The organism is Acetivibrio mesophilus, assembly GCF_004102745.1.
Lineage (GTDB): Bacteria > Bacillota > Clostridia > Acetivibrionales > Acetivibrionaceae > Hungateiclostridium > Hungateiclostridium mesophilum.
In genome coordinates this window covers 33,539-55,427 of record NZ_RLII01000018.1, presented here as the reverse complement: position 1 = coordinate 55,427, position 21,889 = coordinate 33,539, and the positions used below count along the sequence as shown (strand labels likewise).

Sequence of the window (21,889 nt, the reverse complement as noted above, 5' to 3'; positions counted from 1 at the left end):
CTCACGTACAAGATTTATTTCCACAGCCGCTGCACGAGCTGCAGGTATTGGATGAACAGGACTCTTCGCCGGAAATTGAGTAAACAAGTACATCATTTACCCTTTTTATGAGCCTGTCCAATCTATCCTTCGACTCAATATAATTTCTCGTAACCTCATAATTGTTTACTTCATCAAACTTAATTAAAAGTCTTTCCTTTATATCATCTAAAATACTTTTATCCGTATCATCATGTGCTGCTCTAACCATTTCAGTCTGCAATGATTGATACTCACGAAGTATAGCTCTTGCTTTATGGTCTCTTTCAAGGCTTGCTTCCCACTTCTTGTAGTTTGTCATTTCGTCAGAAGTGCTTATCATTGTTCCAAGCTCTTTTGCCTTTGTAAGGATATCCATATCAATCACCCTTTACTTTTATTATATTCATTATTGCAACTAACAAAGCTCTATATAATTATGTGAATTTAATTGCTTTTCTTATTAACCTATTGTACCATAAAATCATCGAAAAAATAACATTTTTAATATAAAAATTATCTAGTTGGTGGGGTATAGAAATTCTGAGTATAGGCTATCTCATCATAATCCCCTATGTAAATACCAACTCCGAGGCGTTCAAAACTTCCAAGTATATTTAACCTGTGTCCATGGGAATTCATCCATGCCTCATGAGCAAATATTGCTTCTGTCTGCCCCATAGCAATATTTTCCCCGGCTGACGTATACCCTATGCCAACTTTCTCCATCCTGTCAAAAGGACTTTCTTCTTGCAAATTTGCATGGGAAAAATAATTATTTAAAACCATATCCTTACTGTGAGCTCTTGCCACTGCTGCGATTTCATCATTCCATATAAACGGTGTCAATCCATTCCTTACCCTAACAGCATTTGCAAGATCAAAGACTTCTCTTTCGTAACTTATTCTAAGCTCCTCGGAAGGCTTGCCGTAATAACCATCAAAAGCCTGCTCTGTTTGGCAATCAATCAGAAGATACGAAGTAACTTTGTTGTCATCAAAGATATCAAAAAACACAGTTACAAAATACTCATCATTTATATTATACATCTTATGCTCATCCGAATTATCTATCATATAAAAGGTGTTTTCCCTCTTTATGTATTCTACGCATTCTCCAAACTTCTTGTCCACACTGATATTATCAGTTCCCACACCCACGCTACCATTAAGCTTGTAATAAAGAGAGTTTGTAAATACTCCCACTACCTTGTCATTTTTTATTCCTATCTGTATATATCTTTGAAGGTCATTATTATAAATATACCAATCAAAGCCATATTTGCTCAAATCAATACGGTCCGGTTCCCCAAATGCTTTTATTATATCCTTAAGGGACACCCCAATTAATGTGCCTACATTTCCGTTAAATTCAAATTTTTTAACCTCTGCGTCATTGCTATCCATATTGATAATAACGGTTCTTGTTGTGTCGTCCCATCCTACGCTTGCACCGATACTCTCCGATATAAACCTTATCGGCACCAGTGTCCTTCCGTCTACAATTCTGGCAGGTACATCGAGCTTCACCGATTCCTGATTAATATAGGCAACATTACTGTTAATATTAAGAGTTATTATGCTGCCACCCTTTGAAATTTTTACTTTCTGTGATTCCGGCAGCCACTCAACGTCGGCATTAATGGACTCAAATACTCCGCGAACAGGCACAAGAGTCCTTCCGCTTTCTATAATGGGTGGTACGTCTAGATTTAGGTATTTGCCGTTTACACAGATATTTATATTGCCGGAAGAATAAATATTAAGAGTGCAAAATGAAAATAGAATTGTAAATACAGCAAGGAAAGCAGATAATCTTTTGGGCATTAGTTTCTTCATCACAAGCCATCTCCTAGCAAAATATAATACAACCGATTTTACTGCATCATTTATAATATCGTATATTTTGCCGTTTTTTTCAATAGGGAATTCATTCTTTTTTAAAAGATAGTTCCTTTAGGGCATTAATTCTTCTTTGAGCTTTCAAGTAAATCTATCACATCATGCAGTGATTTCAACTCTCTATACACCAATTTTTCAACCTCATCAGGCCTTCTGATATCAGGAATAAGTACAGGAAGCATTTTTGCTTTTGAAGCTGCTTTTATGCCGTTTGCAGAGTCCTCCAGCACGATACACTCTTCTACTTTGCATCCTGTTCTTTTTGCTGCTTCAATAAATATATCGGGTTCGGGCTTGCCATAGGTCACTTCATCTCCACAAACAATAGTATCAAAACGATCTGTGATGCCGGCCATACTCAGATACTTTTCTGCCCTTTTTCGTTCTGTAGATGTGGCAACAGCTTTCATTATACCTCTATTGTCAAGGTAGTCCAAAAGTTCGAATAGTCCCGGTTTTACAGGCATACCGTTTTTCTCAATATAATCCAACCCGTACTTTACCCTCAGATTTCTCAAATCATAAAACGTCAAACTATTTCCGTAATATTTTTCGAAAACTCTTTCTGCACCCTTGACATTCATCCCAATTATTTCTAAAAGAAATTGAGGCTTTATTTCTATACCCAAAGCCTCTCCAGCCTTTTGCCATGCTTCTCTTCCAATTCTTTCGGTATCGAACATCAAGCCATCCATATCAAAAATAACCAATGAAATTTTATGCTTATTCATAAGATACTTCACCATTATAACGTTTCATTATCACTGCTTAAGATGCCAAGATCATTTTATTATACTGCCTTCTAGTGACCAAGTCTTAACATTATCTATCCTTACATTCACCAACTGACCTATAAGGCTCCCATCTCCTTCAAAATTAACAATTTTATTTCCCCTTGTTCTTCCTGTGAAAACTTTATCATTTGTCTTACTAACTCCCTCAACAAGAACTTCCACCACTTTACCTAAAAACGTGTCATTCAACTCCTTACTTATCCTGTTTTGTGTAGCAAGAAGTCTCTGAAACCTATCTTTTTTTACTTCATCAGGGATCTGTTCCTCCATTTTTGCTGCAGGCGTACCGGTTCTTTTGGAATACAGGAAGGTATAGGCATTGTCAAACCTGACCTTTTCCACAATATCAAGAGTTTCTAAGAAATCTTCCTCTGTCTCACCGGGAAATCCTACAATAATATCGGTGCTCAATGTAATATCCGGTATATTTTCCTTAATCCTCGAGACAAGACCAAGGTAGTCCTCCTTGGTGTATTTTCTGTTCATCTCCCTAAGTATCCTGGTGCTTCCTGCCTGAAATGGAAGATGCAAATGCTCACATACCTTTTGGCAGTCCCTCATGGCATGAATCAACTCGTCGGATAAATCCTTCGGATGGGATGTCATAAACCTGATTCTTTCAATTCCAGGAACCTTGTCCACCTCACGTATCAATCCGGCAAAGCTCGTACCATCTCCGATATCCTTTCCGTAAGAGTTTACGTTCTGCCCTAGAAGTGTTATCTCCTTAAACCCCTGCTGTCCTAACGTTTTTATTTCTTCAATGATATTATCCATCTTCCTGCTTCTTTCCCTGCCTCGTACATAAGGCACTATACAATAAGAGCAGAAATTATTGCAGCCATACATGACTGTAACCCAGGCCTTTACTCCATCCTTTCTCTCAATTGCCACATCCTCCGCTATCTGACCCTCACAATCCCAGACATCAATTATGGTTGTCGGAGAACCTATTGCACTGTACACAAGCTCAGGAAACTTATACAGGTTATGCGTCCCAAATATCAGGTCAACATGCCTGTATGTTTTCTTTATATGCTCCACCACTTCCGGCTGTTGCATCATACAACCGCATACAGCAATCAAAAGATCTGGGTTTTCCTTCTTAAGGTGCTTTAATGGTCCAAGATGTCCGTAAACCTTAAGCTCTGCGTTTTCCCTGACACAACATGTATTGTAAATAATCAAATCACTGTCGTTCATGTTATCCGTTTCAGCATATCCCATTTCCGACAACATTCCCGCAAGCTTCTCCGAATCATGCTCATTCATCTGACACCCGAAAGTAGCCAAATAATAAAGTTTTTTCTTTCCGGTTTGCACTTCTCTTTGGTAATTTATTTCCTTAATCTCCTCAATAAACTGCTGCTGCCTGGTTATCTCCTCGGAAGAAACACAGATGTTCTTCCTATCCTTTGTACTTTTACTCAACTTAACTAACCTCCATAAAATCTACCTGCTAATAAACCTTATAATTTCACTTCTGCAATTCTACTTAACATTCAAACCGTAAAAATCCTTCTGAAGGCATAGATTTGCCCTCTCTCTAGTTTTATCATCTGCCTTAAGCGCTTCCTTTATAAACTCCGGATTCTTCTTTAAAAACTGTGCCATAGATTCTTTTGGATCAAGAATATATCGTTCAATCATTTCAAACTGCTCCATATTTATTAGTCCCATATCCAGAACTCTATTAAAAAGATTAATATCTATATCAACCATTGAAAAAGCCTTTACATCATGGGATTTGAGCAATTCACTGCCTCCCTGCCTTCTATCTATAACAACAACGCTCCATTTTATCTTACCGCCATTGTTCTTTATTGCAGGAATCCATGCCCTCTCGTAGCTTGAAGCTTCAGTAATCAGATCTGCAATATGAAGAACAGCTCCGCCCTCTAGCCCTTTAAGCTCCTCTGTCTTTCCATCGATCGAAACCACCGTGGTCATATCTTTGTATATGGTTATATGAGGCTTATTGAGAAACTTTGCAATAATCAGCGAGAAGAACCAGTCCCTTCTTTCGCCCCCTGAGATATAATCGATTTCATCAACATCTATATTACTTTTTATAAATTCACACATTTCATCAATCAATCCCCGATATATGGCGTCAGATTGATAATTCTTAAGTGTTTCCTCCAGAACTTTCTCCGGACACTTTAAAATATTATCTTTTTCCCTGTCAATAAACTCTAAAAGCTTATTAGCTTTTTCCTCGCTGCCATAAAGAAAGTGAGTATTTATATAATATGGACCTATAGTTCCTGATGTATACCAAAAAGGCTTGTCCTCGGGACATACCCTTACGGCATTTGTTTCAAAAAGCCATTTTAACAACTTCTCATTATTTTTATCCAATTTATATTCCTCCTCTGTAAAGTTATGATTATTTTATTAATATACTACAAATCATTGTATTATTATGGTATAATGTAATTGCATTAAGCTATATAATTATACTATAAATTATGCCACTCAAAACAAAAAAATAATATTTTATATAGAATATTGACAAGTGTGCGATTTGTATTTTTTATTTTATATTTTCAACTCTAATATTATCTTACGGGGCATTAAATAGTCACATTGTCAATACTCTTTGATTGGTATGATTTATATAATATATATTAATATAATACATTACGTAGATTCTAATTGGAAGAATAAATTTTTAATCAATCCCCTATAAGAGCTAGCGTCAAACGCAGTTATATACTATGGAAGCAACCATTATATATTATATATAAATAAACTACCAAATCTTATAACTTTATTTTCATTTTTGATTTGTTTTTGGATATTTGGGAGGAATGTATTATGAATGACAACAGACTAATCACATGTAACAGGGACTGGACTGGTATAACCGTAATCGACAGAAAAGGTAAACCGGTTTTTCTCGATTATCACCAGATAAGTGAAATCAGGTTCGGCTATCATACCGTAACAAAGCTGTTTTCAAAAAGAACAAGCGAAAAAATCGAAATTCACGTAAAGGGCCAAAAAGCACCAATACTAGTCCTAAAACCTATGGATTGGAATCACTTCGACCAATACAAACAAGAGGTAGCGAAGTTTGCAAAAGATAACAAAATAAGATTGGTAGAATTTGATTAACCTTACATCAACATTAAAACTCCAGGGCATCTTGCTCTGGAGCTTTTACTATATATTATTTTTATATTAACTTGTCTCTTACCCTCCAAAAACTCAGCATGACATACGCATATATATTACGCGTGCACTTGAATTGAGTAGTTGATTTTCCCATTCCGACGCACTTTATCTTAACGGTACCAAATACCGAATCAGTAGATAAAGTAATTCAAGTCTTTTTATTATTTGCATAGCGATGGTATGAAAATAGCTCCCACCATCGCTTTTTATTTTGGCCTCTTGGAATGCTTACTCTTCTTCCCCAAGGCTGGCTATTACCCTCTTTATCAAATCCTCATCATCTATAGTACACTGTATTACCTCTCCGATTTTTTTCCTCGGAAGCACAAAGGTAAGCTTGTTGCCCTTGATTTTTTTATCATAAAACATCTGCCTATACACACTGTCGACATCAATGCCTTCAAGCCTTGTTGGAAGTCCTATTTTCTCCAAGGTACCCTTTACACGGTTTACAGTGTGTTCATCGATCATCTCAAGATACTGAGACATCCTCATAGCACCTATAATCCCCAACGAAACGCATTCTCCATGCAGAAGACTAAAATCCATTACCGTCTCAATTGCATGCCCTATAGTGTGTCCAAAATTCAGAATTGCCCGCAAATCGCCTTCCTTCTCATCCTTTTCAACTACAGAAGCCTTGATGGAGCAATTTTTTTTGGCGATGTATTGAAGCACCGACTCATCATAGTTGAATATTTTGTGAACATTATAGTCTATATATTCATAAAACTCATCATCCATGATTATGCCATGCTTGACTACCTCTGCAAGTCCAGACCTAAGCTCCCTCTCAGGAAGGGTTTTTAGTGAATTAACATTGATATACACAAATTTGGGCTGATAAAAAGCTCCCACAATGTTTTTGCTTCCTTCAAAGTCAACTCCTACCTTTCCGCCTACACTGCTGTCCGACTGTGCAAGAAGAGTTGTTGGTATCTGGACAAAATTTATCCCCCGAAGAAAAGTAGCAGCAGCAAAACCGGTTATATCTCCAACCACTCCGCCGCCCAACGCTATCAATGTAGCACTTCTATCCAGCTTTAAGCTAAGGAGGTACTTGTAAATATCTCTAACAGTCTCCAGGTTCTTATTTTCCTCTCCCGCCGGGATAGCAAATTTACTTATTTCATAGCCCGCTTCAAAAAAGGCTTTCTCACATTCTTGCGCCTGGTATCTGTCTACATTGGTATCGGTTATCAAAACCAACTTACCTGTAAGTCTTGCACTGTGAATACATTTATCTATTTGGGCATAGTCCGTATTTATATAAATCGGATAACTCCTATCCTGTAAATTGACGTTCAGTTTTAACATTTTGCATCAGCCCACCCTTCGGTATTTATATCAGGCTAAAAGGATAAACCTTTTAGCCCATAAAATTAACCGTAAAATCAACCAACTACATCTGCACATCTATCGCAAAGAGTGGCATGAGTATTATTCTTTCCGACTGACTCACTAATCATCCAGCATCTTTCGCACTTATTGCCGGAAGCTGCAGAAATACTGACTTTCAGTCCTTTTACATCCGGATCTTCATAATACTTGTCGCCTGCTTCATCGAAGTTTTTCAGTTCAAAGTCTGAAACTATGAAAATTGTAACAAGATCCTTCTTTATGGAATCTATAAAGCCATAGTTTGACTCGTCTGCAAAGATTGTAACTTTCGCATTTAAAGAGTGACCTATGATTTTATCCGTTCTTGCAATTTCAAGAGCCTTAGATACCACATCACGAATCTCAATTATTCTATCCCATTTTTCCTTAAGAGCGGAATCTTCATACTTTACATTAATTTCAGGCCAGTAATTGAGCTGAACACTCTCAGGATCATTTGCATTCTTGTGAGGCATAAACTGCCAAACTTCCTCACTGGTAAACGCCAGTACCGGCGCCAGCATTTTCACAAGGGACTCCAGTATTTCATACATTGCAGTTTGTGCTGCTCTTCTTTCCTTTGAGTCAGGCTTGCTGGTATAGAGTCTGTCTTTTATAATATCAAGATAGAAGTTACTCATATCAACAACACAGAAATTGTGTATTGCATGGAACATCAAATGGAACTCATATTTTTCGTAGGCATCGTTAACCTTCTTTATGAGCCCGTTCAACTTCATCAACGCCCATTTATCAAGCTCGTTCAACTCGTCATAGCTTACCGTATCCTTATTTGGGTCAAAATCATATATATTGCCCAGAATATATCTGCAAGTGTTTCTAATCTTTCTGTACACTTCAGAAAGCTGCTTTAATATATCCTTGGATATTCTAATATCCGTCCTATAGTCCGAAGATGCAACCCAGAGCCTTAATATATCTGCTCCATATTCTTTTATTACATCCTCCGGATCAATTCCGTTGCCCAAGGATTTGGACATTTTTCTTCCTTCTCCGTCAACAACATAGCCGTGGGTCAGCACTGTCTTGTAGGGAGCTGAGCCTCTTGTGGCAACTGCCGTAAGGAGCGAAGACTGGAACCATCCTCTATGCTGGTCGTTTCCTTCAAGATACATATCTGCAGGCCATTTTAATCCTTCTGTTGTCTCTAGAACGGCAGCATGACTGGAACCGGAATCGAACCATACATCCATAATATCCTTTTCCTTAACAAACTCAGAACAACCGCACTCGCATTTTGTACCTTCAGGTAGAATATCCTTTGCATCATACTCATACCAAGAATCCGATCCCTTTTCAGCAAACAGCTTTGCTACAGCTTTAATTGTATCGTCGTTAATAAGCTCCTTCTTGCAATCCTTGCAGTAGAATATCGGAATCGGCACTCCCCATATTCTCTGTCTGGAAATACACCAGTCACCGCGGTCCCTAACCATCGCTGTAATTCTTTCCTCACCCCAATCAGGAATCCACTTTACAGTTTCGATAGCATCAATCGCTTCTTTTCTGAAGCCTTCTATTGATGCAAACCACTGTTCTGTAGCTCTGAATATTATCGGATCCTTGCACCTCCAACAGTGGGGATACTGGTGAACAATCTTTTCCGATGCCAAAAGATTCTTGGTTGACTTCAACTGCTCAATAATTGCAGCATTTGACTTCTCATAATACATTCCTGCAAATTGTCCTGCTTCAGAGGTCAGATAACCTTTATCATCCACCGGTACTATTACAGGTATGTCATACTTCTTACACACTTCAAAGTCTTCCGCACCATGTCCCGGAGCAGTATGAACACAGCCTGTACCCGCCTCCGCAGTAACATGATCACCGGTTATAATTACAGAATCCCTCTCAAGGAACGGATGCTTGCAGAGCATACCTTCCAGTTCCTCTCCCGTGAATTTTGCCTTTATCTCGTACTCTTCTACTCCTGCCACCTTCATAACGTTTTCAAGGAGCTCTACTGCAACTATATAGTACTCGCCGTTTGCCCTCACCAATCCATACTCAAACTCTGGGTTCAAGCTGATTGCAAGGTTTCCCGGAAGTGTCCAAGTGGTAGTGGTCCATATTACGAAATATGTGTTTTCCAGACTATCCACCAGACCATTGAACTTACCCTTGTCATCTTTAACCTCAAACTTAACATATATCGAAAGAGTGGTGTCCTCTGCATACTCAATTTCCGCTTCTGCAAGAGCAGTCTCACATTCGGGGCACCAGTACACAGGTCTTAACCCTTTATATATATAACCTTTTTTTGCCATTTCGCCAAATACTTCTATCTGTTTGGCTTCAAACTCCTTGTTCAATGTAATATAAGGGTTCTCCCAGTCTGCCCTTACCCCAAGCCTTTTAAAAGCATCTCTTTGAATATCCAAGTATTTTAGGGCAAATTTCTTACATGCCTTTCTGAACTCTACAGGACCAACTTCATGTCTTTTTAGTCCCAATTCCTTTATAGCCCTCTGTTCAATTGGAAGTCCATGGGTATCCCATCCGGGAACATAAGGTGTCTCATATCCCTTCATACTATAATACTTTACAATAATATCCTTTAGTATTTTGTTAAGGGAAGTTCCAAGATGAATGCCACCATTGGCGTAAGGAGGACCATCGTGGAGTATAAACTTCGGCTTCCCGGCATTTTTCTTCAATTGCCTGTTATAAATATCCATATCTTCCCACTTTTTTAAAAATTCCGGCTCTCTCTGAGGAAGATTAGCCCTCATTGGAAACCCGGTATTGGGTAGATTTAGAGTTTTTCCATAATCTTCTGACATTTTCAAACCTCCATTAGTCATATTTATTTGAATAATATTAATTGCATATAGCCGCGAGAAAATAAAAGCTCAGGACATCGAGTCCCTTCACTTTTGCCTCTTTCATTTCATTCCAAGAGGCCAAAACTAAAAAACTCCCGCCCCAAAAAGGGACGAGAGATTCCTCACGCGGTACCACCCACATTATTACAGAATATAATAATATATATTCCTAATCACTCAACTTAATTAACGGCTCATCACCGACCAAGCTTACTCGGAATCTTCATACCCCTTTCAGCCGGCAACTTGTAGATGATTTTCAAAGGCTGGCTTTACAGGATTTGCACCAACCACCTGCTCTCTTTAAAAGTTTCACCCTCTACTCGTTCTACTCATCGTTTTTATCACTGTTCAATTAAAAGAATTATACAATATATAACGTTTTAATGTCAAGGAATCGATTTCAATAATTAAATAATTGTGCAAATTACTCTTATTTTGATTCCACTCCTTCTTCCTCAACCATGGGCTTTAATATCTCCAATTGGGAAAGAAGCAGTGATTCTACCCTGCTCTTGTAGGAATGCAACTTCTTTTTCAATTCCTCATATTCAAATCTTATTTTAAGGACTTCTTGATTGGCCTCATTTATTATCTTCTGGGCTTTAATTTCGGCTTCCTTAACAATATTCTCAGCCTTCTGATAGCCATTCTTTTTTATCTCCTCGCTCGTCTGCTGTGCTACCAGCAGAGTATTCTGCAAGGATTCCTCTATATTCTTATAGTGCAAAATAGCCTCATTCAACACTGCCACTCTGTCTTTCAACTCGATATTCTCGCGTATGTATGCGGTATAATCTTCAATTATTTTATCCAATACTTCATTTACCATGTCCTCGCTGTAGCCGCCAACGACACTTCTCTTAAATGTCAAATTCTCCAACTCATTAGGCGTGTAATTCATAGCAAACACCTCGTTATATAAATTTCTTTAGTAAAATGTGGATTCTGTCTTTTTTGGTTGTATTGCCTACTTTCTCAAGCACTACCCTTCCTTTTCCGCGTATCGAAATGGTATCTCCCTCATTTATGAGCTTTGTGAGACTATTCGTTGTCTCCCAGTTGACAGACACCCTGTCGGCTCTTATCAAATCGGCTATCTTGCTTCTGGACATACCAAATCCAACACTTGCCACAGAATCAAGTCTTAAGGACGCAACTGTAGAGCTTATCTCTTTTATCTTCGGGTCCAACATCTCAATCTCGTCGTAATTTACAGTATCAATTTCAACCCGAGCATTGCCAACTTTTGTCAAATTTAGTCTTACATAATCGGCAATATCCTTTAATACAACCACGAAAGCAAAATCTTCCCTAACAAGAATATCTCCAATTTTTTCTCTTTTAATACCTAATCCCATCAATGAGCCCAAATAATCTCTGTGAGAAAAGTTCTCCCTTGTGTTTAGCTTTATTTTGAGTATTTCAAAAAGCTCAGAGAACTCACTGTCTACGTTTTCAGGCATATTATAAGGGCAGAAAACCACTACTGTTCTCTCTGCCCCACCAAATCCCCCAAAAAAGATATAGTCCCTTATACCACTCATATCAAGGCACTTTCTCACAACATTTTGCTGATAAGGGTCCAAAAAATCCGAATGGGTATTACTCATAATTTTTTGAGATAAGGTATACTTATCCAGAATTTTTGCTACCAAAAGTTTATCTTCAATCTTTGAAATTCCTTTTAATACCGCTTCTTTATTCATATAATTCAATACACCTTAAATTCTGCCTATATCATGATATCTATAAAAAAAGATATAATCCAAAGTATCAATAATGCAATCATTGGAGAAAAATCTATCATGGAGTTCCGACCGAAGGATGTGCTCTCAAGCAGACTACGAATAGGCGAAAGTATTGGCTCTGTAATCTGCAATATTAGCTTTACAAATATATTATTCTTTGGTATCGGAAACCACGATAATATAGCACGTATAACAATGGACCATTGAATAATCTCAAATAAAAGTCCTAAGGCTTTAAGTGCCGTAATGGTCAGATTGTCGCCCTCCATTTATATCTCTATCCTCCAACTATTTTGACCATGGGAAAACAGCTTTTGCCGTTATCTCCTCTTTAAAATCCCCCATAATATCTACATTATGCGGAGCAACAATAAATATATCATTTGAAACTTTCTGAATATTTCCGTCAAGGGCATATATGGAGCCGCTCAAAAAGTCTATTATTCTTTGGGCAGTGTCTTTTTGCACGCTTCCGAGATTAACGACTACCGGCTTTTTGCTCTTGAGATGGTCGCAAACATCCTTTGCATCATTAAAACTCTCAGGCTGCATAACAATTACTTTAAACTGTGACGCAGAGTGAATATTAACAACCTTGTTCTGAGACCTTTTGGTTATCGGTTGAACAAATTGAGGCCTCTTTAATTCCTGTTCAAGGTCTTGAGACTCATCAACAGTTTCAATATCCTCCTCTTCATCCTCTGTTTCCCAGCCTACAAAATTCAAAACCTTATTCAATATTGTTGACATGTTTTTCCCTCCTATTTATCTTTTGTAGAATATATTAATTGTCAATATCAGCCTTTTATAAACTTTAACTTCTTCTTCCAAACAAAGCTGTACCTATTCGAACCACGTTGGCTCCTTCTTCAATTGCAACTTCAAAATCATTGCTCATTCCCATGGACAAAATATCCATACTACTATTATCAAGTTTTTCTTTATTAATGTCAATAGATAAGTCCCTTAATCTACTAAAAACGTATCGAATACCCTCCGGATTTTCAGCATATGGGGCCATTGTCATTAAACCTTTTACCCTTACATTGGCCATAGAATTTATTTCCCTTACAAGACCATATGCCTCTTGTACACAAATGCCAAACTTGCTCTCTTCTCCGGAGACATTCACCTGAACCAGCACATCTATGGTTTTCCCAATAGCCTCTGCCTTTTTTTGAATTTCTTTTGCCAATTCAATTCTGTCAACAGAGTGTATTAGGGAAACCTTATCCACAATATATTTTACTTTGTTGGTCTGAAGATGCCCGATCAGGTGCCACTTACATTCCCTGTTTAATATATCGTACTTTTTTGTCAATTCCTGAACCCTATTTTCCCCCAAATCGACAATGCCTTCATCAAGAATCTTAAGAATTCTATCCGGTTCAACAGTTTTTGTTACCGCAACAAGCTTAATGTCTTTTGCACTTCTTCCGCTCTTAGAAGCCGCTTTTTCTATTCTCTCCATGACAGAATAAAGATTCCTTTTTATATAATCTAACTCCCCAATCATCAGTTTATAATCTGTCCTTCCTCTATATTTTTTGGATTTATAATGTAGCTTGAATACAAGCTCACACCGCCATCCTTATAATTTTCAATATTATCTATAACTGCAAAATCATTATTTCTTCCAATGATTTTAACCGGAACAAACTTTGCTCTTCTTGCTTTTACCAGTGCAATTTCTGCTTGCATCGTGTTCATATCAATATTAACAAGGCTTTTAACAGGAACAATCAACCCCTCATAATGACTCTTGATAAGTTCGACATTTATTACCCTCAAACTCGCAGTATCACTCAAGGCTTTGTCCGTCCTGACAGCAATCACATATTTTCCGTCTATTTCATTGGATTTATATGCAACTGTCCCGTCAACAACTCTGTCAATATCATTAATCCTGACGTTTAGGTAGTCATCCACCTTAAAACCTTCGGCCCCTTCCCGCTCCATGGAAAACACTATATAATAGTCTATGCCGCCAATCACCTTAACAAAGGGCTTATTATACTGTGTGCTTAAGTCATCCATTTTTCTGTCGTTTTCTACAGCCTTTATCATATCCAGGATTTGCGGAGTAATTTCCGATATTTTTTCAGAATTAAGAACCCCCTCATACCCATCAATCATATAAGATATTATTCCGGATGAATTTGAAACAATATTTCTTTTATTTGCATTTATACTATCCTGCAGTATCTTTTTCTCATTCTCAAGAGCTTTTATGTTTGCATCGGTATAACTTAAATCTCCTGAAATAGTAGCTTTCTTTTTTATAAGTTCATCAATCTGATCCTTTATTTGCTTAACAGCCGAAATGCTATTGTTGTTGCTGTGATCTATTACAAGCACCAGCTTTTTTTGAATCTCTTCATCAAGCTTTTTTATATCCTCAGAAAAGAAATTGTCGTTTTTGGTCTTTTCCCTTTTTGCCTCAATTATTCTCAGGTCAAGAGCCTTTAAATTCTCCAAAAGCTTCTCCGAGGACTGATTCAATACCGTGGCAATGGTATCTCCCACCCCATTCTTATCTCCTTCTTCTATATTTCTTACACTAATTCCGTCAGAAGGAGAGTTGATTACAGTTTCATCTCTTACAATGTAAGCATCGGTGGTTACATAGTCTTCCAGCTCTCCCATTCTGATTATATCCGTATTGATATTCTTGCCGTAAACCCAGAATATAAAAGACGGAACGTACAGCAATAAAAACAGGACAATCAAAAGACCTCCCAGCTTTATCCTTCCATTGATTTTGCTTTTGTTCTCCTCCGGCATCTTCCTTCACCTTCCGGCATTAGATTTTTATTATTCCCTTTTCCAACATTTTTTGTATAGATATCATAATTCCAAGCTTCACATGTTCAAAGACCAATCCTCCCTGCATATAAGCAGTATACGGAGGTTTGATTGGGGCATCGGCGCTCAGTTCAATGGACGATCCCTGAACAAACGCTCCGGCAGCCATTATTACAGGACTGTCATAGCCGGGCATCTCCCAAGGCTCCGGTGTAACAAAGGAATCTACAGGAGAGCCCTTCTGTATTCCCTGACAAAAAGCAATGAGGCTATCAGGGTCATTAAATCTAACAGCCTGAATAATGTCGCCCCTATTATCACTCACTTTAGGGCTTGTTTCAAAGCCTAATGCCTCCATAACCGCAGCACAGAATACCGCTCCCTTAAGGCTTTCTGCTACCACATGGGGTGCCATAAACAATCCCTGAAACATATGTCTATTATGTCCCAAAGATGCCCCCACATGCTTGCCCAGACCGGGAGTTGTAAGCCTGTATGCTGCTTTTTCAACACATTCCTTCTTCCCGGCAATATAACCGCCAGTAGGGGCTAACCCACCTCCCGGATTCTTTATAAGGGAACCTGCCACAATATCTGCTCCAACCTCCACCGGCTCTCTGTCTTCAACAAACTCGCCATAGCAGTTGTCCACAAGAACCACTATATCACTTTTTATACTTTTAATAAGGCTGATAGCCTTTTCAATCTCATCTATAGACAGTGCAGGCCTCCATTCGTAGCCTCTTGATCTTTGGATTAGAACCATCGCAGTCCTCTGGTTTATTGCACTTTTAATTGACTGGTAATCAATACTGCCATCCTTCAATAAATCCAGTTGACGGTATGATACGCCAAATTCCTTTAGAGAGCCTCCCCCTTCTCCCCTTAATCCAATAACCTCTTCTAAGGTATCATAGGGCTTTCCTGTGAGGGCCAAAAGCTCATCCTGCGGTCTAAGATTTCCAAAAAGGCATATAGCCAACGCATGGGTACCGGATACAATTTGATGTCTCACCATGGCGTCCTCTGCCTTGAAAACATCCCTATAGACATCATCCAAGACCTCTCTGCCTCTGTCATCATAGCCATATCCTGTAGTACCTCCAAAATGGGAGTCACTCAGTTTATTGTTCTGCATCGCCTTAATTACTTTATACTGGTTAAACTCCCGTATAGAGTCAATCCTATCGAATACTGGTGTTATATCATTTACTACCGATTCAGCAATTCTAAGTACTTTATTATCAATTCCAAATTCATCCTTCAAATAACTCTTCGGTTCAAATTTCATTTCTTTCCCTCAAATCCTCTATATTCTTATTGTCAAAGGCTTATCCCTTTAATCATACATATTATTCTAACACATTCGCCTCTAATTTCAATAATATCCAATAACAAAAATACAAAAGGGCACCAAACCTTTTCATACTGTTTATAATTCGCCGCTGGCTTTGTAAATCCTCCATTTCTTAATGCTTTGAATTTTTTCTTAGAATTTTACCACTAATATCTTTTTTTAAGTTTCTTCTTTTCTTTATTACTATTACTTTCCACAAAGGAAAAAAAGTTATATAATATTTTTGTATAAAAAATTAAAATTTAGTTTTAAAATATCAAATATTGAAGGTGATATTGCTATGCCTATTATTGGAATAGATTTGGGAACCACAAACTCTTTAGTTTCGTGCGTTATCGATAATGAGTGCGTTATTATACCTAATGCTCTAAATGAAAGCAAAACTCCCTCTGTAGTGAGCGTTCTTGATAATGATGAAATTATCGTAGGCAGCGCAGCCAAGGAAAGACTTATTACCCACCCTCAACATACTGCTGCTGCTTTTAAAAGATATATGGGTACAAATAAGAAATATACTTTGGGTAAATACACTTTTACACCTACAGAACTTTCATCCTTCGTGCTAAGATCCTTAAAAGCTGATGCTGAGGCTTTCTTAGGCACACAAATAACTGAAGCGGTGATTAGTGTCCCCGCCTACTTCAATGATCAGCAAAGACGCGCTACCAAGCAAGCTGGAGAGCTGGCCGGTCTAAAGGTCGAACGTCTAATTAATGAGCCTACTGCGGCTGCTGTTTCTTATGGTTTGCACCAGAGTGGGGATGAGAAGCAATTTTTAGTTTTTGATTTGGGAGGAGGCACTTTTGACGTTTCCATTCTGGATTTTTTCGATAATATATTTGAGGTCAAAGCAGTTGCAGGCAATAACTTTTTAGGAGGAGAAGACTTTGATCAATGTCTGATTGACTATTTTCTAAAACGCAATAATATAGACAAGTACGACCTTGACTTAAAAGCTATGTCAATATTAAAGAAGCTCGCAGAAAAGTGCAAAATTTCCCTGTCCAACTCTGACAGCTACAGTCTTAACTATACTATAAACGGACAGGATTATGATCTTGCTATTTCAAACAGTGAATTTGAAGCCATATCGAAAGATTTATTGATAAAACTAAAACAACCGCTCTTAAAAGCTTTTAGAGATTCAAACATGTATACCCATGACCTTGATGAAATAATTTTGGTTGGCGGCTCAACAAAAATGCCTCTTATTCGCTCTTTTGCCGCCAAATACTTTGGAAGGTTGCCCCTTTGCTCCCTTAATCCCGATGAAATTGTAGCATTGGGCGCCGGAATATATGCAGCTATGAAAGAGCGCAATGAGTTTTTTAAAGAAACTGTACTTACAGATGTATGCCCTTATACTTTAGGGGTGGAAGTAGTAACTTTTAATGAATTTGGAGAAATTGAAGACGGACATTTCCTCCCCATAATTGAACGCAATACCACTGTTCCTTTCAGTAAAGTTAAAAGACTTTATAATGTTTTTGATTATCAAAGGGCAATAAATGTTAGCGTTTATCAGGGTGAAAGCCGCCTTGTGGAAAACAATATAAAGCTGGGTGAACTGGAATTGTATGTTCCTCCTGCCCCGCGGGGAAAATCTGCAGTGGACGTAAGATACACCTATGATATTAACGGTATTCTTGAAGTAGAGGTTACATCGGTGGCAACAGGTGAAAAGAAGCGTAAGGTTATCCTTCGAAATGATTGTACATTAACTGACGAAGAAGTTGAAGCGCGACTTAAAGAACTTGAAGAAATAAAAATTCACCCTAGGGAAAATGCCAAAAGCAAATATCTATTAGCCAAGGCTGAAAGGCTGTATGAAGAGACCCTTTCCGATTTAAGATTAATGATTGCCAAAGCAATTCAACACTTTGAATCGGTACTTGAAAGACAGAATCCCGAAGAAGTTAAGTCTGAATCATTAAAATTTGAGGCCTTTCTCAATAAAATAGAAGATTGGGAGAATTAGCATGGATATTTGGAATATTTTAGATATCGAAAAAACTACAGATATAAAAGCAATAAAAAAAGCATATGCGAAAATGCTCAAAGTTCATAATCCTGAGGATGACCCCGAAGGTTTTATGCGTCTTCGAGAAGCTTATGATGAGGCAATAAGGAGAGCTGAGTTTTTAGCTAAGAGAAAAAGCTTGCAGGAATTGGATTATGACATTTTTGACAATAATGACACTTTTGATGATGTTGACGATTTTGATGACAATAGCGTATTTTTTGAAATAAATCCGTCAAAGGAAAAGGAACCCTTCGATAATGAGTATCCGAAGCATGAAGAAGACCTGAAAGATTTGGAAATAAACAGCAGGACAAACAATGATATATTCCCACGATATGAAAAAGCCGAAGCCCTATATAATGACATTTTCAAACGCAGAGAAATAAGTTGCTGGCAAAAATTATTTACAGAAATGTCTATTGATGAATATAAATATTTCAGTGAAAATGCGTGGAATTTTTTCAATACCAACTGTTGTCTTCCTCATAGTGTTTGGAAATTTATAGATTCCGAGTTCTCGATTTTTGAAGATTCCAGATTTAGATGGACAAAGCTTGTTCAGTATGATTTCGGATTATCTTTTGAGTTTTTTGATCAAAGTACTTCGATAGATTACTCAAGTTTTGCCAAATTTAGGTTCCTTGCCTTTGAGTGCTTTATGAAAGGAGATTATAAGGGCTCAATTGAGTATTTAATGAAAGCAGAAGAAATATTTAATAATGACCCGTTGATATATAGGCTTAAAGGAATTTCTTCTTTTTACTTACGAAATTATGATGATGCAATCGAGGCATTAGCCAATGCTTTTTCTAAAGACCGTAAAGACGTAGATTCGTTATTGTTCCGCGGCAATGCTTACATCAAAAAGCATGAATTCGAGAAAGCTTCACAAAACTTTTATAAAGTTATTAAAATTGACAAAGACAATAAGGATGCAAATAAAGGAATGATTAAATGCTTGTATTATCTGAAAAAATATGAATTGCTAAAACAGTATTTAATAAACTTCCGCAGCAGGTATCCTAAGGTTGATCTTGAAACAGATATTTTGCAAATAAAATATGAAAAAAAGAAATTATCAACCAAATTGAAGTATATCTCTGATTTTATAAAAAATTTTATAGATCGAATTAAAAATCCTAGTACGCCTTTAGCTGCCGTTGGAAGCATCATTATAGCAATGCTTGCACTAATACTATTTTTTATTATAGTTTTTTCACCTATAGGGTTAATTGTTTTCATTGTAGCAATAGCCTATTTTTCAATTAAAAGTCTTAACAATGAACGAAAGGGATTATATTGACTTGCACTTTATTTCAAAGATGGAGGATTTATTAAATGGCAAATAGTATTAATGTACAGTTGTGGGGACTTTCACTGAGTCTGACTTCCATTTGGGGTTCAGAAAAGGACTTTGAAATTATAGAGAGGTTCAAACCTTTCTGGAAAAATGTTAAAAAAGGAAAATTGAATCTAACAAAAGAAATCCTTCAAGGTATACCGGAATCAAGCAGTTCCTTTTTTAAAAAGCAGGTTGATGAAAAAATTAGTAGTTTTTTAAACGATACATTTAATATCTCCGATGAAAACAGTTGTATAATTTGCATTAAACATCTCTTTAACGGAAGCAACTTGAAAAAGTCTTTTGAAGAAAAAAGGCGCCTATTTGTTTCAATTCCTCAAAAAGATAGAGCCTACTTTATCAATTCATTTTCGAAAAACCGTATGGAGTTTTGCCAGTATTCAATCATTAATCAGTATGGTAAGTATTTGCCATCAGCAGGAATATTAGCTTATGATATCAGCAATTGCATAAGCATATGCCGATTGGGCTTATATATGGGCTATTTGAATGAGAGCAGTCTTCAAAAGTATTTAAACACTTTAGCCAAATTGGCACAGGAAAACTATTGTGATTTCGAAGAATTCGGGCTTGCCAGCACAGTTGGAGTGCTATACTCTCTTAATGGATATGACAATGATGTATATAGCCATTATCTTAATAACTTAACAATTGCACTTACCAATCCTGAAAGTCCATGGAATAACATCGATTGGAATATAGATTTAAGTAAGAGTTTCTAATTCGCCGCTGGCTTTGTAAATCCTCCATTCGAACGGCTTTAAGCACAAATTTATCCTCTTTCGCTCAACAGCCAGCATCTCATCGTCCTTTAGTGATTTGAAGGCTTTTACAGCATCGAAAAACTCTCCGGTCTCCACCGTAATTCTTGCCTTCTGGTCCAATGTATTCATAATGACAATAATTCCGTCTTCTCCCAGCCCCCTTCTGTATGCCAATATTCCCTTGCATCCTATTACAGGAAGCTCACCATATTCCCCGATCCTCAAAGAATCGAACTTCTTCCTCAAGTCAATCAGAAATCGGTACAACTCAAGGTTTTTTCTGTTCCATTTTGCTTCATCCCATATCATTGGTCTCCTGCAATCGGGATCTCCTTCGCCTTCCATCCCGATTTCATCCCCATAGTATATGAGAGGAACCCCCGGAAAGGTAAACTGGAATACCACCGCCAGTCCAAACCTCTTTTCATCACCATCGCAAAGGGTCAAAAACCTTGGAGTATCATGGGTACTTATTACGTTTACCAGACTGTTTAACACCTTTTTGTTAAGCTTCATGATATAGCTGTTTATTCTCATCCTGAAAATCTCCGCATCTACAGACCTATAGGCAAAAAGGTCATTTATCATCGCTTTTAAGGGATAATTCGTGACCGAGTCAAACTGATCCCCCCAAAGCCACGAAGACGATTCGTCAAATATTTCACCAATCAGCACCGTATCCCTGTTTAATGATTTCAGCATATCTCTAAGCTTTCTCCAAAACTTTCGGTCCACCTCATCTGCCGCATCAAGTCTCCAGCCATCCACTCCAAACTCCACTGTCCAATACCTTACAACATCAAGAAGGTATTGGGCCGTTTCCGGATTTCCTGTATTAAGCTTTGGCATACCACCATAATAAGAAAAGCATTCATAGTTGGGTCTAGGATATACTTCAACAGGAAAGGAGGATATATGATACCAGTTTACATATTTTGATTTCTCTCCTTTTTCAAGAATGTCTTTGAAGGCAAAAAACTTATCTCCCGAATGATTAAAAACCCCGTCAAATATTATTTTTATGCCATTTTTGTGGCACAGGTCTATCAATTCCTTGAGCTCCCTCTTATCCCCAAACACCGGGTCAATTTCATAATAATCTACAACATCATAACGGTGGTAGGATTCCGATTTGAATATGGGATTAAAATAAATCACATCTACCCCAAGCGTAACCAAATAATCAAGCCTTGCGATTATCCCTTTAATATTGCCCCCATGTACCGTTCTGTTGCCCAAATTGCTGGTATCTGGAGGAAGCTTGGCAAATCTGTCGGGGAATATCTGATATATTGTTGAATTGCGAAACCATTCAATCTCTTCTAAAATATCTTCTTTGCATATATAAGAATGGGTAAACTGTCCCCATTGAGGCATATAATCGAAAAAGCCGTCGCTACTATACCATTTTATCGAATAGTTATCCTCAAGATAAAACATATACTTAATTCTCTTTATACCTACATTAAGCTCCACCTCATAATAATCAAACATTTCATCACTTGCCACTTTTTTCATCTTGGCTTTTCCCCTTTGGGACGAATCATATTTTTCATGGTAGATGAGGATACAGGTATTAATATCGTTTTTAGCTGTTCTAAGTCTTATTACCAGAGTATCGGGATCAATAGAAAATGCAAACTCGCTATAAGGTTTGTGATATATCGCCTCAAGCTTCATTATGGATACCCCATTTCTAAGTT

Annotated in this window: 19 protein-coding genes and 1 other annotated feature; of the genes, 4 read left to right on the top strand and 15 right to left on the bottom strand. The window is 37.5% G+C overall.

What is annotated here, in order from left to right:
- Position 1: 1 nt before the first annotated feature.
- From EFD62_RS12345 to EFD62_RS12325, 5 genes are all read right to left on the bottom strand, one after another.
- Entirely contained in the window at positions 2-397 is a 396-nt protein-coding gene (locus EFD62_RS12345) for a YlbF family regulator (protein WP_069193701.1), read from the bottom strand.
- Positions 398-534: 137 nt separating this feature from the next.
- Positions 535-1,857 carry a stalk domain-containing protein gene (locus EFD62_RS12340; protein ID WP_069193700.1) on the bottom strand — a complete coding sequence of 441 codons (1,323 nt, stop codon included), beginning with the start codon at positions 1,855-1,857 and terminating at the stop codon, positions 535-537.
- A gap of 125 nt (positions 1,858-1,982) precedes the next feature.
- Positions 1,983-2,651: an HAD family hydrolase gene (locus EFD62_RS12335; RefSeq protein WP_069193699.1), complete on the bottom strand. Its 669-nt coding sequence runs from the start codon at positions 2,649-2,651 to the stop codon at positions 1,983-1,985.
- Between the two features lie 51 nt (positions 2,652-2,702).
- Complete coding sequence (gene miaB, locus EFD62_RS12330) at positions 2,703-4,145, bottom strand: tRNA (N6-isopentenyl adenosine(37)-C2)-methylthiotransferase MiaB (RefSeq protein ID WP_069193698.1); 1,443 nt, start codon at positions 4,143-4,145, stop codon at positions 2,703-2,705.
- Between the two features lie 60 nt (positions 4,146-4,205).
- Entirely contained in the window at positions 4,206-5,075 is an 870-nt protein-coding gene (locus EFD62_RS12325; protein WP_069193697.1) for an orotate phosphoribosyltransferase, read from the bottom strand.
- Positions 5,076-5,534: 459 nt separating this feature from the next.
- On the opposite strand from EFD62_RS12325, the gene EFD62_RS12320 reads away from it, so the two are divergent.
- Positions 5,535-5,834: a hypothetical protein gene (locus tag EFD62_RS12320; RefSeq protein WP_235832647.1), complete on the top strand. Its 300-nt coding sequence runs from the start codon at positions 5,535-5,537 to the stop codon at positions 5,832-5,834.
- 288 nt (positions 5,835-6,122) lie between these two features.
- Here EFD62_RS12320 and aroB read toward each other — a convergent pair whose 3' ends face one another.
- The 9 genes from aroB to EFD62_RS12275 all read right to left on the bottom strand — a co-directional run bounded on the left by aroB (position 6,123) and on the right by EFD62_RS12275 (position 15,970).
- Positions 6,123-7,211, bottom strand: coding sequence for a 3-dehydroquinate synthase (gene aroB / locus EFD62_RS12315; protein WP_069193696.1), 1,089 nt, complete (start codon positions 7,209-7,211; stop codon positions 6,123-6,125).
- A gap of 77 nt (positions 7,212-7,288) precedes the next feature.
- Positions 7,289-10,081 (bottom strand): isoleucine--tRNA ligase, encoded by a 2,793-nt coding sequence (gene ileS / locus EFD62_RS12310; RefSeq protein ID WP_128706219.1) that lies wholly within the window; start codon positions 10,079-10,081, stop codon positions 7,289-7,291.
- 145 nt (positions 10,082-10,226) lie between these two features.
- Positions 10,227-10,468 (bottom strand) — a binding site (T-box leader).
- 88 nt (positions 10,469-10,556) lie between these two features.
- On the bottom strand, positions 10,557-11,027 hold the full coding sequence (locus tag EFD62_RS12305) for a DivIVA domain-containing protein (RefSeq protein ID WP_069193694.1): 471 nt from the start codon (positions 11,025-11,027) through the stop codon (positions 10,557-10,559).
- 13 nt (positions 11,028-11,040) lie between these two features.
- Positions 11,041-11,832 carry a YlmH family RNA-binding protein gene (locus EFD62_RS12300; protein ID WP_128706218.1) on the bottom strand — a complete coding sequence of 264 codons (792 nt, stop codon included), beginning with the start codon at positions 11,830-11,832 and terminating at the stop codon, positions 11,041-11,043.
- Between the two features lie 26 nt (positions 11,833-11,858).
- The gene (locus EFD62_RS12295) at positions 11,859-12,143 is read right to left on the bottom strand and encodes a YggT family protein (RefSeq protein WP_069193692.1); all 285 of its coding nucleotides are present in this window, start codon (positions 12,141-12,143) and stop codon (positions 11,859-11,861) included.
- Between the two features lie 19 nt (positions 12,144-12,162).
- Positions 12,163-12,624: a cell division protein SepF gene (locus tag EFD62_RS12290; protein WP_069193691.1), complete on the bottom strand. Its 462-nt coding sequence runs from the start codon at positions 12,622-12,624 to the stop codon at positions 12,163-12,165.
- Positions 12,625-12,688: 64 nt separating this feature from the next.
- Entirely contained in the window at positions 12,689-13,390 is a 702-nt protein-coding gene (locus EFD62_RS12285) for a YggS family pyridoxal phosphate-dependent enzyme (protein WP_069193690.1), read from the bottom strand.
- Complete coding sequence (locus EFD62_RS12280) at positions 13,390-14,658, bottom strand: HlyD family efflux transporter periplasmic adaptor subunit (protein ID WP_069193689.1); 1,269 nt, start codon at positions 14,656-14,658, stop codon at positions 13,390-13,392. Before EFD62_RS12280 ends, EFD62_RS12285 begins: the two co-directional genes overlap by 1 nt.
- A gap of 19 nt (positions 14,659-14,677) precedes the next feature.
- Positions 14,678-15,970, bottom strand: a complete 1,293-nt coding sequence (locus EFD62_RS12275) for a methionine gamma-lyase family protein (RefSeq protein WP_069193688.1) — start codon at positions 15,968-15,970, stop codon at positions 14,678-14,680.
- A gap of 346 nt (positions 15,971-16,316) precedes the next feature.
- On the opposite strand from EFD62_RS12275, the gene EFD62_RS12270 reads away from it, so the two are divergent.
- From EFD62_RS12270 to EFD62_RS12260, 3 genes are read left to right on the top strand one after another with little or no spacing between them, the layout of a single operon-like run.
- A complete protein-coding gene (locus EFD62_RS12270) occupies positions 16,317-18,014 on the top strand; it encodes an Hsp70 family protein (protein ID WP_128706217.1) in 1,698 nt (565 codons plus the stop codon).
- 1 nt (position 18,015) lies between these two features.
- Positions 18,016-19,362: a J domain-containing protein gene (locus tag EFD62_RS12265; protein WP_128706216.1), complete on the top strand. Its 1,347-nt coding sequence runs from the start codon at positions 18,016-18,018 to the stop codon at positions 19,360-19,362.
- Between the two features lie 35 nt (positions 19,363-19,397).
- Positions 19,398-20,144 carry a DUF1266 domain-containing protein gene (locus tag EFD62_RS12260; RefSeq protein WP_128706215.1) on the top strand — a complete coding sequence of 249 codons (747 nt, stop codon included), beginning with the start codon at positions 19,398-19,400 and terminating at the stop codon, positions 20,142-20,144.
- Here EFD62_RS12260 and EFD62_RS12255 read toward each other — a convergent pair.
- Entirely contained in the window at positions 20,127-21,866 is a 1,740-nt protein-coding gene (locus EFD62_RS12255) for a glycoside hydrolase family 13 protein (RefSeq protein WP_128706214.1), read from the bottom strand. The genes EFD62_RS12260 and EFD62_RS12255 overlap by 18 nt on opposite strands.
- Between the last annotated feature and the right edge of the window lie 23 nt (positions 21,867-21,889).